This window comes from Microbacterium phosphatis (genome assembly GCF_049177115.1).
Classification (GTDB): Bacteria; Actinomycetota; Actinomycetes; order Actinomycetales; family Microbacteriaceae; genus Microbacterium; species Microbacterium phosphatis.
In genome coordinates this window covers 2,731,018-2,743,985 of sequence record NZ_CP185370.1, presented here as the reverse complement: position 1 = coordinate 2,743,985, position 12,968 = coordinate 2,731,018, and the positions used below count along the sequence as shown (strand labels likewise).

The 12,968-nt window shown below is 67.4% G+C and carries 8 protein-coding genes; 4 read left to right on the top strand and 4 right to left on the bottom strand.

Translation table 11 applies throughout. The features are described from left to right. Positions 1 to 25: 25 nt before the first annotated feature. Positions 26 to 1,699, top strand: coding sequence for a choice-of-anchor G family protein (locus ACOKGD_RS13140; protein ID WP_342337676.1), 1,674 nt, complete (start codon positions 26 to 28; stop codon positions 1,697 to 1,699). Positions 1,700 to 1,821: 122 nt separating this feature from the next. Here the strand turns inward: ACOKGD_RS13140 and ACOKGD_RS13135 are convergent, their stop codons facing one another. Further along, on the bottom strand, positions 1,822 to 3,891 hold the full coding sequence (locus ACOKGD_RS13135) for an acyltransferase family protein (RefSeq protein ID WP_342337675.1): 2,070 nt from the start codon (positions 3,889 to 3,891) through the stop codon (positions 1,822 to 1,824). Between the two features lie 166 nt (positions 3,892 to 4,057). Here ACOKGD_RS13135 and ACOKGD_RS13130 point away from each other — a divergent pair, with 166 nt between their 5' ends. The 3 genes from ACOKGD_RS13130 (at position 4,058) to ACOKGD_RS13120 (ending at position 9,015) form a co-directional block, all read left to right on the top strand. Continuing rightward, positions 4,058 to 5,863: a right-handed parallel beta-helix repeat-containing protein gene (locus ACOKGD_RS13130; protein WP_342337674.1), complete on the top strand. Its 1,806-nt coding sequence runs from the start codon at positions 4,058 to 4,060 to the stop codon at positions 5,861 to 5,863. Between the two features lie 54 nt (positions 5,864 to 5,917). Beyond that, entirely contained in the window at positions 5,918 to 7,948 is a 2,031-nt protein-coding gene (locus ACOKGD_RS13125) for an acyltransferase family protein (protein WP_342337673.1), read from the top strand. 101 nt (positions 7,949 to 8,049) lie between these two features. Then, positions 8,050 to 9,015, top strand: a complete 966-nt coding sequence (locus tag ACOKGD_RS13120) for a nitroreductase family protein (RefSeq protein ID WP_342337672.1) — start codon at positions 8,050 to 8,052, stop codon at positions 9,013 to 9,015. Positions 9,016 to 9,077: 62 nt separating this feature from the next. On the opposite strand, the gene ACOKGD_RS13115 is transcribed toward ACOKGD_RS13120, so the two are convergent. Genes ACOKGD_RS13115 through ACOKGD_RS13105 form a run of 3 tightly spaced genes read right to left on the bottom strand, consistent with a single transcriptional unit; the run spans position 9,078 to position 12,921 of the window. Next, positions 9,078 to 10,439, bottom strand: a complete 1,362-nt coding sequence (locus ACOKGD_RS13115; protein ID WP_342337670.1) for an O-antigen ligase family protein — start codon at positions 10,437 to 10,439, stop codon at positions 9,078 to 9,080. After that, entirely contained in the window at positions 10,439 to 11,674 is a 1,236-nt protein-coding gene (locus ACOKGD_RS13110; protein ID WP_342337669.1) for a hypothetical protein, read from the bottom strand. The genes ACOKGD_RS13115 and ACOKGD_RS13110 overlap by 1 nt, the downstream gene beginning before the upstream one ends. Further along, on the bottom strand, positions 11,671 to 12,921 hold the full coding sequence (locus ACOKGD_RS13105) for a polysaccharide pyruvyl transferase family protein (RefSeq protein ID WP_342337668.1): 1,251 nt from the start codon (positions 12,919 to 12,921) through the stop codon (positions 11,671 to 11,673). Before ACOKGD_RS13105 ends, ACOKGD_RS13110 begins: the two co-directional genes overlap by 4 nt. Between the last annotated feature and the right edge of the window lie 47 nt (positions 12,922 to 12,968).

Below are 12,968 nucleotides of genomic sequence, written 5' to 3'. Positions count from 1 at the left end.
ACGCGCCCCGGACGAAGTCCGGGGCGTGTTCGCGCCGGTGCCTGCGGTCGCCGATACCGGGCCCGGCACAGCTGGCGTCGGAAACGCGAGCGCTCAGCTTGTCGAGCTCGGCGCCCTGCTGGATGGTGTGGAGAACGTCGCCGCTGTGAACGGCGCCACGCTCTCATTCGGGCCGGACACCTCTGACGCTGCGATCCAGGCGCAGGGAGATGCCGGCGAGGTCAAGTTGCTGACGACCGAGACCGCCGAGTACACCGAGGCTGTCGACGCGGGCGTGCTCGCGTCGATCCCGGTGAACGTCCCGCAGATCGAGCTCGGCGGCACCGCAGTGCTGGGATCGATCCTGAACCTGGGCGCCGTGACGCAGTACGCGAAGGTCAGCGGTTTCGGATCCTCGATCGCTTATGCCGGGACGGTGACGGACATGCCGAGCGCGATCAGCGCGGGCTCAGGCGGCTACGAGATCCATTCGTGGGACAACGCCGAGCCCGCCGCTTCGATCGATCTCGATGCCGGCGCCGTCTCCGTGCAGGCGAGCATCGGCGCGCTCTATGCCCTTGCCCGCGACAACCACTGGAAGAGCGGGACACCGATCCACTCGACGAGCTACGACGTCGCGGGTGTCGAGCTCAACGTCGGCGGCGATCTGATCAGCGGCGGCCTGAACTCGCTCGAGCCGCTGCTGACGACTCTGGGAGTGGATCTCGAGGCGGCGGGCGTCGTCGACTTCACCACGAACACGGTGAAGGTGTCGCTCGACGAGCTCCTTGAGCCCTATGGAGCGGACTCCGTGAACGACCTGCCGGCGCGCACGAACATTCTGAAGTACCTGCCCAACGCCGTCGTGGGCATCATCGACGAGACAGTAACCGAGCTGCTGCCCGATGGTGGGGCGCTCGACATCGTCCTGAAGCCGGTGCTGGATCAGGTGGTCGGACTGCTGTCAGGGCTCAGCAACACACTTCTGACGCCGCTGACGGGAGAGCTGGAGGGGCTTCTCGCTCTGTATGTGAACAACATCGCGGACGAGGGTGGGGTGCTCTCCGTCACGGCCCTTGAGGCGAACATCGGCAGCGGGGCGCTTGTGCTTCCCCTCGCGAAGGCGACGGTGGGCGCGAACGTCAAGTCGACGCTCTCGTCCGGAGTCCCGAAGATCACGGGGACGGCGGCGGTCGGGCAGACGCTCACCGTCAGCCCGGGCACCGGATGGGTCCCCTCGACGTGGCACATCACGTCGACCAACGCCGCCAACGGCTCGACCTGGTTCACGTACCAGTGGCAGCGGGACGGCAAGTCGATCCCCGGCGCCACGAGTGCCACCTACAAGCCGGTGGCGGCTGACGCAGGCCACATCCTGAAGGTGCGCGTGCAGGCGCTGAACAACTTCATGAACGGCGCGGCGGCTATGACCGCGAAGGGCGTGACGGTGGCCGTACCGAAGATCACGACGTCGATCACACCGAAGATCGCCGGCACCCCGGCCGTGGGGCAGAAGCTCACCATGAACTTCGGAACGGTGACGCCGTCGGGCACAACGCCGCGGGTCAGCTGGTACGTCGACGGCAAGTGGGTCGCGCTGGCCAGCTCCTACACGGTCAAATCCGCCGACAAGGGCAAGCAGGTCAGCACCACGTGGGCTCTGGACAAGGCCGGCTACACGACGCTGAAGGGCGCCGCAGCGCCCGTCACGGTCAAGTAGTCCTCGACCGAAGGGGCCGGTCCGGCGAGAGTCGGGCCGGCCCCTTTCCCGTGTGCGCGGGAAGAGGTGAGATCATCGATCGTGGCGACGAACGCGTGCCTGTGAAGGCATGAAACCGCCTGTCAGCGCAGCGCGGACTCGATGAGACCGCCAACGGACTCGGACGTCGCGTTGGTGATGTGCGAATAGTCGGCGCGAACCAGGTGTTCACCGATGAACGCGGGGCACCTCCCGTCGGCGCAGAACCACTCGGAGGTGTCGATGAAGACGGCGTTCGGCGCTTCGGCCACTGCGGCGCGCTCGGCGTTGGCCTTCCTCTCGAAGGCACTCGTCACTTTGCTCTCGCAAGCCCCGGGGTCACTGAAGCGGAGTGCGCAGGACGCGGGATTCTTCCCCAGTGGGGGGTTGGTGAGGACCACGACACGCGGCACGCTCGACAGCCGGTCGAGGGTGCGACCTACCGCCGCCTGCCACTCGGCGGCCGCTTGGTCAGGCGCCAGGCCGAGATAGCCGATTGCCGTCTCAGACGAGGAGACGAATACCACGTCGGGGTCCCGGGCCTGAATCTCGTTGAACATCGTCTCCCGGCGCTCGGCGCACTGCTCTCGGAACCGCTGGGACCCTGCCGCGTCCGTCACCGGAGCGTCGATGAGCGAGCAGCTGCCGAACCCGAAACCAGTCACCTCGGCGTCGCGATGCGCGGCGTATGTCGAGATCGCGGGCATCCAGGCGAGGGTGACGGAGTCGCCCACCAGCATCCAGTCCGGGTGCTCGTGTGCGCCGCAGAATCTGTACGGTCCTCCAGAGGCGACGGGGTTCAAGCAGCCGCTTCCGCTGGTGGACATGGCCGTCGGCAGTTGGATGGCGTAGAGAGAGTCGAGATCCGCTGCGGGGCCGGACGGCCATTGTGTGGCAGCCAGTGCCGTCTCGATCTCGGAGTCGCGCTTGGAAGGGTCCATCGTGAGTTCCCTGGCATGGGTCTGCGTCACCCCGAGGTTGTCCGCGAGGGCCGCAGAGGTCCGGAGGGGCGCCGGCCCCTGCAGCTGTGCAACGGACAGCACGACGATCGCGCTCAGCGCCGCAAGCCCGACTGCCATGTCGCCGGGCACGAACCGCCGGCGGTTCGTGATCCTCGCTGCGTCGCGCAGGAACGCACTCCGTGAGACGGGGCGCTCGATCAGTTGATAGGAGAAGTGTGCAAGGGCGAGCATGATGGGGGTCGCGGCCAGTCCGGTCCAGAACGACTCGCCCCAGACAGCGGCGGCGATGACGAGCACCGGGAAGTGCCACAGGTAGAGGCTGTATGAGATGTCACCGAGCCATTGCGCCACCGGGTTGCCCAGCAGCGACCGGCGCCCCGCCGGAGCGGAGGCCCAGATGACTGCGGCCGTGCCGACCACTGCGGGAACGACACCGGGGAAGGGGACAGGTGAGGTCGGCTGAAGCACCAGCGCCGATCCCACGATCGCGGTGAGGCCTCCAAGGGCCACCGCATGCCGCACCCAGACGTTGACCCTGTCCCCTGCGCAGCCGATGAACGCGACGAAACCGCCGAGCAGGAGCTCCCACGCTCTCCCGAAGGTGTCGAAGTAGGCGGGAACCGGATCCGTGATCGTCGCGTGCGCCGCGTACGCCATGCTCGCGAGAGCGAGCGCCGCCAGCGCGATAAGCACCAGTGCGCGGCGGCGCAGGGTCAGGAAGAGGATCAGCAGCAGGATCGGCCAGACGGCGTAGAACTGCTCCTCGATCGACAGTGACCAGTAGTGCTGGACCGGGGAGACGGGCCCCTGCGCCTGCAGGTAATCGGCGCCTACGGCCATGAAGTGCCAGTTCGAGACGAACAGGAGGGCGCTTGCGGCGTCGATGAGGATCTGGATCGCGCGGGGTGCGTACCAGACGAGAAAGCTCACGGACACCGTCACCACGAGTACTGTCGCGGCGGCGGGTACGATCCGGCGGATCCGCCGCGCGTAGAAGCCGCGCAAGGAGATCGACCCCGTGCGGTCGACCTCCCGAAGGAGCAGGCCCGTGATGAGAAACCCGGAGATGACGTAGAACACGTCGACTCCGACGAAGCCACCGGCGGGCGTGTGGAACGCGTGATCGAGCACGACGAGCACGACGGCGAGCGCGCGCAGCCCCTGGATGTCGAACCGGAAACCCGCTCGCGCGACTGCGTGTCGAGTGCTCATGTTCCCCCCGGCTGTCGGCACTGCGAGCAATCCTAAGTCAGCGGAGCTCCGGCGCCGTCGCGGGGAGGGCTACCCCGGGGCTCGAGGTCGCCTCGCGGGCGCGCGCACCTAGACTGGCCCGACGAACCGCACCGACCCGCCGACGACCGACGACGAGGAGGCGCTCATGCCGGACCGAGACCGAGAGCTCCGCAACCCTGCGGAAGAGAAGTTGGACGCCGAGCTCCCCAACGAGGAGCGCGAACTGCCCGCCCCTAAAGAGGTGTCCCGGCGATCCCTGTTCTGGTCGGTCGCCATTGGAGCCGGAGCTGGCGGCGCGATGGCGCTCGCTGGTTCCGAGGCGCTGCGCAGCTTCTCGCCCCCCGCGGATCCCGTGCTCTCCAGCTCATCGGGCCGGCTACCCGACAGGTTCGACGACCAGGCCGAGGTGGCGCGGCTCATGGGCGTCTTCCTTCCGGAGGTGCATGCGCTGCCGGGAGACCGGGACGACCAGGCGATCCGCCGCGCGGCGGAAGCCGCAGCATCCGCCGGGGGCGGAACGGTCCTGCTGTCTCAGCCGGTTTATCATCTGGGTTCTCCGGTGGCGTTGAACGGCCTCTCGGATGTGACCTTCGAATCCCGCTCTCGATCAGTGATCCGCGCCGCGAACGCAGCGGTCAAACTCGAGGCGTTCGTCGGTGCCCCCGGTGCACGGGACGCAGATGGCGCACCGCTCGACGACGCGGGGGCGTCGCAGATCACGATCCGGGGCCTGACTTTCGACGGTGGCCTGGTGAACGGCGCGGACCTGGATGCCGAGACGTTCTACGACGTGGACGAGGAAGGCCGGCGGGTCGTCGCCGGCACAGGCGCCTTCGCCCGCGACGCGCGCACCTATCTGCCGGCTGGCGCGGATGATCAGCAGCCCCGAGAAGCGCTGTTCCGGGCCGTGTTCGTCGCGGGGGACGCGGACCCGTCGAGCCGGACATCACTGAGGTTCTCGAACATCCTCATCGAGCAGGTTCGTCTGATCGGGATCGCTTCGCTACCGATATACCTCCGGGGCGTCCGCGGTCTTGCCGCAGTGGACGACTCCTACGCCTACCGATGCCTCGATATCGGATTCACCTACTGCGAGAACGTCCGATTCAACCGCAACCACATCGAGTACTCGGCGGACAACGGCGTCTCGATCTCGCGCGGGAACTCGAACGTCAACTGCTCCGCCAACATCATCACGAAAGCCTGGTACTACGGCATCCACCTCGGCGGTTTCGGCGATGAGGCGGGAGCACAACACGTGTCCTGCACGGGCAACACGGTCGTGCACTCCGGACAGATCGGAATCAACCTGTATGACGCGCCTGCGGACGTCACCGTCACCGGGAACCTCATCGCGGATGTCCATCGCGGGGCCACCGACGACCAGACGGACGTGCAGGGCTACGGGATGCTCATCCAGGGCCTGAAGAGCGAGCAGGCCCGCAACATCGTCATCACGGGCAACAGCTTCGCAAGAGCACATCGTGCGGGGATCTGCATCTCGCAGTTCGCGGAGGACATCCTCATCGCCGGCAACGTGTTCCATCGGATAGGGATGCCGACGCTCCCGGACGGGCGAGTCGCCGAGCCCGGCGGGTCCTGGAACTACGTCGTGGGGCGCCCCGGGGGCCCTGGAGGACGCGCAGGAACGGTGCGCCGTATCGTCGTAGCGGGAAACGCGATGTTCGACGACCGCCAGAAGATGATCGCCGACGACGCCCCGCGGGTGGTGGGCACTTGGCCCGGGGGTGCGGACTTCGCGGTGCGCGACAACTACATGACCTTCGGCAGCGAGCCGGACGAAGACCGCCCTGCGAACGTGCTGCCGCTTATCCAGCCCGGAGAAGACCCGCCCTCTCGTCCGGGCACCATGGGATATGACCAGCAGAGCGGACGGGTACTTGTCTCCGATGGTCGGAAATGGCGGGATTCGGCGGGAGAACTCGCCTAATCTGTTCGAGGCCCCGCCCGATCGCGCGGCCGCGCGCCATCCGAAGGGAATCCCATGACCGCCGTGAGCACGTCCGCGTCGGCGGCTGCTGCTGTCGGACCACACCGATCTGAGTTCCGGTCGGATGTGCAGGGTCTGCGCACGCTCGCGGTCGCCGCGGTCGTCGTCTTCCACGCCTCAGCCGCGCTCCTGCCGGGCGGGTTCGTGGGCGTCGACGTGTTCTTTGTCATTTCGGGCTATCTCATCAGCAGCCACCTGGTGCGCCAGCTGTCCGCCGGGCGGTTCCGCTTCGCCGACTTCTACGCGCGCCGCATCCGGCGCCTTGTACCTGCAGCGTTGCTCGTTCTGGTCGTCACGCTGATCGCCTCGTACGTTCTGCTCTCCCCTCTGCGCATCACGTCAGTCAGCCGTGATGCCGCTGCGACCGCGCTGTACGTCCCGAACATCTGGTTCTCCTACACAGGCGTCGACTATCTCGCCGACCACACGCCCTCGCCGTACCAGCAGTACTGGTCTCTCGGAGTCGAGGAGCAGTTCTACCTCGTCTGGCCGCTATTGCTCGTCGTCGCCTGGAAGCTGGGTCGAGGCTCGCTAAAGATCGTCACGGCAACACTCGTGGCTCTACTGGTGGTCTCGTTTGGGCTGAGCGTGCTCCTCACGCCGCAGTACGAGACCTGGGCCTTCTTCAACCTCCCGATGCGCGCATGGCAGTTTGCGGTCGGCGGCGCCGTCGGCCTTGCGCACCTGACGGCGCGGCCCGGTCCCGCGAGGGGGCCTTCTTGGCTCCGCCCAGTGCTCGCATGGCTCGGCCTCACGGTCGTGGTCGCTTGCTGTGTGCTTCTCAGCGAGGATGTCGCCTATCCCGGCGCCATGGCGCTCGTTCCGACCGTGGGCACCGCGCTCGTACTGTGGGCCAGCCGTCCCGGAGACCGGCTCGGCCCCTCGGCGCTGCTCGATCGTCGCCCCATGCAGTGGCTGGGTGACCGCTCGTATTCGATCTACCTGTGGCACTGGCCGCTTCTGATCATCCCCGCCGCGATGATCGGCTCCCTGCCGTTGTGGGTCGCGGCGATCATGGTTGCCGCCACTCTCGTGCTCGCTCATGTCACCTATCTCTACGTGGAGAACCCCGCCCGCAACGCGGGGGTGCTCAAGCGGATGCGTGCCTGGCGCTTCCTGGCGCTGAGTGCAGTGGTGGTCGGCGTAGTGGCAGTGGCGGCGGTGGCCTCGGGCAGCATCCTGAGCAAGCGCCCCATCGCCTCCGACCAGACCGCGACGCCGATCGCGGACCTCTCGACCGTGGAATTCACGCCGTACGTTCCGGCGAACGGCGTTCCGATCCTCCAGAACGCGGGCAAGGACCTGCCCAAGGCCTCGGAGGACGGCTGCAGCCCCGGTCGGTATTCGTCCGAGGTCATCGTCTGCGCGTTCGGTGAGCCCGAGGCCGCTGTGACCTACGCGCTGTTCGGCGACTCACACGCCGCGCAGTGGTTCCCGGTCGCCGAGCAGATCGCGACGCGCGACGGCGCCCGACTGCTCGTAGTGATCAAGGCCAGCTGCCCGTCCGTCGACCTGACGTCGTTCAAGGACGGCTTGGCCGACACCTTCTGCACGGACTGGCGCGAGGCCGCCGTCGAACGGCTGACGCGGGAGGGCGTGGATCATGTCATCGTTGCGAACCTGCACCATCAGTCCGATGGCGATGGCGGGCTCGTCGGTGCAGCGGAATGGTCAGAAGCGGCGGGGCGCACCGTTGCCGCGCTCGCGCCCAGCAAGGTGACCGTCGTCGCAGACACCCCGTACTTCAAGACCTCGCCGATCAATTGCGCGATTGCGCACGTTGACGATCTGTCTCCATGCATCGCTCCGAGGGATGACGTCATCGACGCGCGGTGGGTCGACGCGGAGCGTGCCGCGGTCGAGGCAGCCGGGGGCACGTACGCCGACATGAGCGACCTGTACTGCTCCGACGTCTGCGGCCCCTACATCGGCGACACTCTGGTCTACCGTGATAATCACCACTTGACAGCCTCCTTCACAGAGACACTGGCGGAACCGTTGGGTGAGATCCTCCTCCCGAGGTGATTCACGCTGGCCGCATACAGAACTCACGCGGCCGGGCCGCGCTAGCTTTGACGGGCGGGTCGTCCCCCTGCGCACCCCGAAGATCAGGATCAGGAGAATCGATGTCCGCACTGCGTTCGATCGCCGACAAGTTGCCCCCGGGCCTCCGACAGAAGGCCGTCGCGCTGCGAGACGGCCTGCTGCTCGACCGCGAATCGCGAGCTGACATCAAGCGCCACCGCAGGTACATGACGCCGTCGGACGAGGCGTTCACGGTGCGGATGAACGACCGGCAGCTCGAGACCCAGCTCACCAAGGACTATCACCGCATCGAGAAGGGCCTGGCGATGCCTTCGCCCAGGCGGCCGTTCGGCGCGAAGGTCCGAGCACGCCTCGTGGCGATGCTGCCCGAGGCCGAGCGCTCGACCGATCCCCTGGTCGCGGTTGCCGCGGAGCGGGCCCGCGAAGCGCTGGCCGCGCTTGACGCGTGGAACGAAGGCGGTGATATCGACCCGCTCATCGCACCGCCGGTCGTGCCTCTCACCGTCCCGACGCCCGAGGAACTTGACGGTTTCTTCACGAGTCGTCACAGCCTGCGCGACTTCGATCCGGAGCGGCCGGTGGGCGACGAGTTGCTCGCCATGGCGGCCAACTGGGCCGCCCGCACCCCCTCGGTCTGCAACCGCCAGGCCGGTCGCGTTCATGTCTTCAACGACAAGGAGACGATCGCTCGGTTGCTGAAGATCCAGGCCGGCAATGCCGGTTTCGGTCAGACCGTCCCCACCCTCATCGCCTTCACGGTCGAGAGCAGCCTGTTCGCGGGCAGCGGCGAGCGCAACCAGCGCTGGATCGACGGTTCGCTGTTCGCCATGACCTACACGTGGGCACTGCATGGCCTCGGCGTGCACAGCTGCATGCTCAACTGGTCGAAGCGCAATCTGCACTCCGATGCGGCGCGTCGGGTCGGGGGTATCCCCGAGAGCGAGGACATCATCTGCCTGCTCGCGATCGGTTACCCGGCCACGCCCGAAGTTCGCGTCGCGCGCTCGCCGCGCCGCGGCACCGAGGAGATCCTGCGGCTGCACTGACCTGGCGAAGAGATGCCCGGTCCTCCGACGGAGGACCGGGCATCTCTTCGCCAGCTCGAGAATCAGCGCGAGGCCTTGTCTCCCCGCGGCACGGGCGGATCCCCGAGGATGAGGCCGCGATCGGCTGCGATGGCCGCCAGCAGACCGAGCGTCGCCCAGATCGGCATGAACGTCCAGGACGACTGAGTGGCGAAGCCGACTGCGGTGAAGACGCCCGCAGCCACCCCCACGGCGTTCCGGGCGCGCCACGATCGGAACAGCAGAAGGCCGAGTAGCGCCGCGAAGATCAGCAACGCGACCAGCCCCAGCTCCGAGCCGATGTGGACGTATCCGTTCTCGGATATCACTCTGAGGTTCTCGGATCGGTAATACGGGGGGACGTCGTAGCCGTCGGAGTAGTCGTAGAAGTGCGCCGCGTAGCGACCCGGTCCGACACCGAGCAGCGGGTGGTCCCACATCATCTTCCATCCGATGTCGGACTTCATCCCCCGGATGTTGAGCGAGCGGCCTGCATCGACGCCGTTGACCGAGACCGTGCCGATGCCCAGCTTGGCTAGCTGGAAGAGCGCGAAGGAGCGCAGTGCCGGGACGATGGCGATCACGGCCGCGCCGACGACTGCGACGGCCCCGAGGACGATCAGGGGCCGCTTTCGCGGCAGCAGAACGAGCGTCGCGACCACCGCGATTGCCACCCCCAGCAGGCCCGTCGTCGACTGCGAATACAACAAGCACAGGCTCGCGGCCGCCAACGAGAGCCAACGTTTCGCGAACAGCGCGACGACGAACACCGCTCCCGCGTAGAACCCGAGGTGCTGGCCCTCGAGGAACGGCCCGGAGCGCCCGAACAGCATGCCAAGGATTGCCTGGCCCCTGCCACGCGTGTCGAACCCCAGCGCCCGGAGAACCCCGTCCCCGCCGGGAACCTGCATGAACGCGGCCTGCGTGAGTACCGCCGCCAAAGCGAGCCAGACCGACTGGATGAGGACGTCGCGCAACAGCAGGTGGTGGCTGCCGCGGAGAAGGAACCAGAACACGAGTACGAAAAGGGCGTACGCGCAGTACACCACCATGTCGATCGCGGGGGGCCGATCGCCGCCGGGCAGCGGGGTCGCAAGATCAGCGAAGCCGAGTGCGAACCCCGTGGAGATGAGCACCCACACGGCGAGCACACCCGCCAGCAGCAGATCGAGGCCGATGGTGACGTGGTTGCGTCGCCAACGGAGGAGCCAGGCGGCCGCTGCAGCGACGACCAGGAGCTCGCTGAGCTTCAGAGGGAAGCCCGCCGGGATCGTCAGCGCGTACTGGAAAGGGATCAGCAGCACACTCGCCAGTGCGAGCCGCTCCGGCCAGCCAGCCGCCCGGTACTCGGGGGACAGCACACCGAAACGCCACCCATCTCGGAAAAGGGTACGCAGCGCGCCCATCAGATCCCCTCCCGCTGTCGTCGGAGCTCTCGGAACACAGCGACTGTCTGGTAGACCACGACTGTGGTCTCCGCGGCGGCGAAGGCCCAGAATACCCCGGTCGATCCGAAGATCGGACCGAGGATCGCCGCGGTCGCCACGAGCACGATGAGCGCGGTAACGGCAGCTGCGAACACCTGCCGCACCCGGCCGAGCATCACCAGGACCGAGTTGCCGGTGACACCGGCGACAAACACCATCGTGACGGCGATGCCGATCGGGATCGCGGTCAGCACGTCGAGCTGGATCAGCCCATGGCTGATCAGAGAACTGGCGGGCACGATCACGGCAGCAGAGGCGGCGCCCACGAGAAGCCCCCCGAGCCAGGCCACTTGCAGGCCCCGGACCGCGCGATGGGCCGGCGAGCCGGTCATCCGGGGAATCCGTACCAGCAACGTCTGCAGCACCGGGGTCATTGCGGTGTTCGCCCAGCGGAAGAACTTGTCCCCGAGCGCGATCACCTCGGTCGCAGCGGGAGCGAGGAACGGCGCCGCCAGCACGGCGAAGCTGATGCGCAAGACCATCACGAGGCCGCTGCCGACGATTGGAAGTCCATGTCGCAGGGCTGCGAGCGCCGCCGAGAACGTGCCGAATCCGGGCGTTACCCCGGCGGCGCGCGACCGACGGACCGCCAAGGTGTAGACCGCTGCGACGGCCACCACCGAACCGAGGATGTTCGTCCAGCCGTACACGTCCGGGGATGGGATGAACAGCAGCATGACGCTGGCGATCAGGATCGAGGCCGCCCGCGGCAGGGCATCGCAGATGACCATGAGGAGCGGCTCGCGGTTCGCGATGAGTAGCCATCCTCCGGTGAGTCCGTACACCGCTCCGACGAAAGCCATCCGGACGGCAGACGCGGGGTCCTCGCTGGGGATGGCGTACGCCGCGACGACGCAGCCGATCGCGACGGGGATGAGCACCAGGAACCGGGGGAGCAGCGACGCGAAGTAGTACCGGAGCCGTTCGGCCGGCTCCATGGGCGAGACCACGGTGAGGCCGATCGAATTCCAGCCCCACACGACGAGCGCACGAGCGATCTCGCCGATTGCTTGGCCGATGGCGATGCTGACCCAGAGATCGGTGCCGAGCGTGCCGAGCAGGATGGGCACGCTGATGAAGGTCGCGCCGCTGATGAGCAGCGGCGCGAGGCTCAGCATGCCCGCCGAAGCGCCGAACCTCAGGTATCGCTTCAACGCGCGACCGTCTCCCGGGCGGCATACGGGAAGTTCAGCGCGGACAGCTCGCGCACACGCGGGAGATGAGAGGCGATCTGCGCTGAGATCTCACTTCGTCGCTTCAGGATGTCGGCGGCCGTTGCGGTGAGCAGGTCTCCGCATCCCGCTTCGGGCTCCACCACGAGCTGTGGCAGGTCGAAGAACTCGAACAGGCCCTCCACCTTGCCATGAGTTGCGAGGCAGATCGCGGGGGTCTCCTGGCTCAGCGAGAGGATCGCCAGGTGCATACGTCCCGTGATCGAGAAGGACGCGGACTTCGCCAGGCGGCGGATCTGTGCGGGCGTCAGACGGCGGTCGACCAGGAAGTCGTCTTCCGCGCCGTAGGCCTCGTGCATTCGCCGCGACACGAGGAGGTCGTCGTCCCACGGGCGGAGCACGTGCGGCAGGAAGACAATGCGCGCGCCGTCGGCGTGCAGGCGCTCGATGACCTTCGCGTAGTCGGTGGTGAGGTCCGTCTTACGCGCAATGAGCCCGCTCGTGTTCAACAGGACGACCGGAGTTTCGGCAGCGGTCGCCGCCGCGACGTAGGCAGCGAGCTCGGGGTAGAGCTCCTCTTCGGCGGGGAACGAGAAAACGGCGTCCGAGGCGGGCACGATGCGCTTGACACCTGCGGCCTGAAGGCGTCGGGTGCTCACCGGATCACGCGGTGTGACCTGGGCGCGCTCGGAAAGTCCCTTGATCGCGACGACCACCGTGCGCGGGGCGTCCGCTTTCCAGCTGAAACCCTGGATCACGGTCTCGATACCGGCTAGCACCCCGAGGCGGAAGAGGCTGAGACGCGCCAGGCTCGCGTGCGGGTGACCGCCGTCCAGCATGTCCGCGCCGGTGCCGATGAGGCGCTCGGCGCCCTTGACGACCCGCGCGAAGCGATAGACCGAAGTGAAGCGCAGCAGCGGGGGTCGGTGGATCAGACCCGGCAGCTCGAGGACATCGAGCTGCTCGTGCGGCGCGCGCTCCCGCAGTACGAAGGAGGGGGCCGTGACCACGGCGACGATGCGGCCGCGAGTGTTGTGCGCCACCGAATCGAACATCGCCTGATCGCCGATGTTCTGGCCCGTCGCCGGCGCCAGCAGCACCGAGTACGGCCCACCGTGCTTCACCGGTTTCGCGAGGCGGAATGCAAGCGCATCCAGACCGAACAGGACCACGCGGTAAGGAGCGCTGCTCCAGACGGCCCGGACAAGGTTCTTGAGCTTTTCTTTCATGGGTGTCCTTCGTCACGGGAGCCTGCTGGGCGCGGCATCCGTCGGTG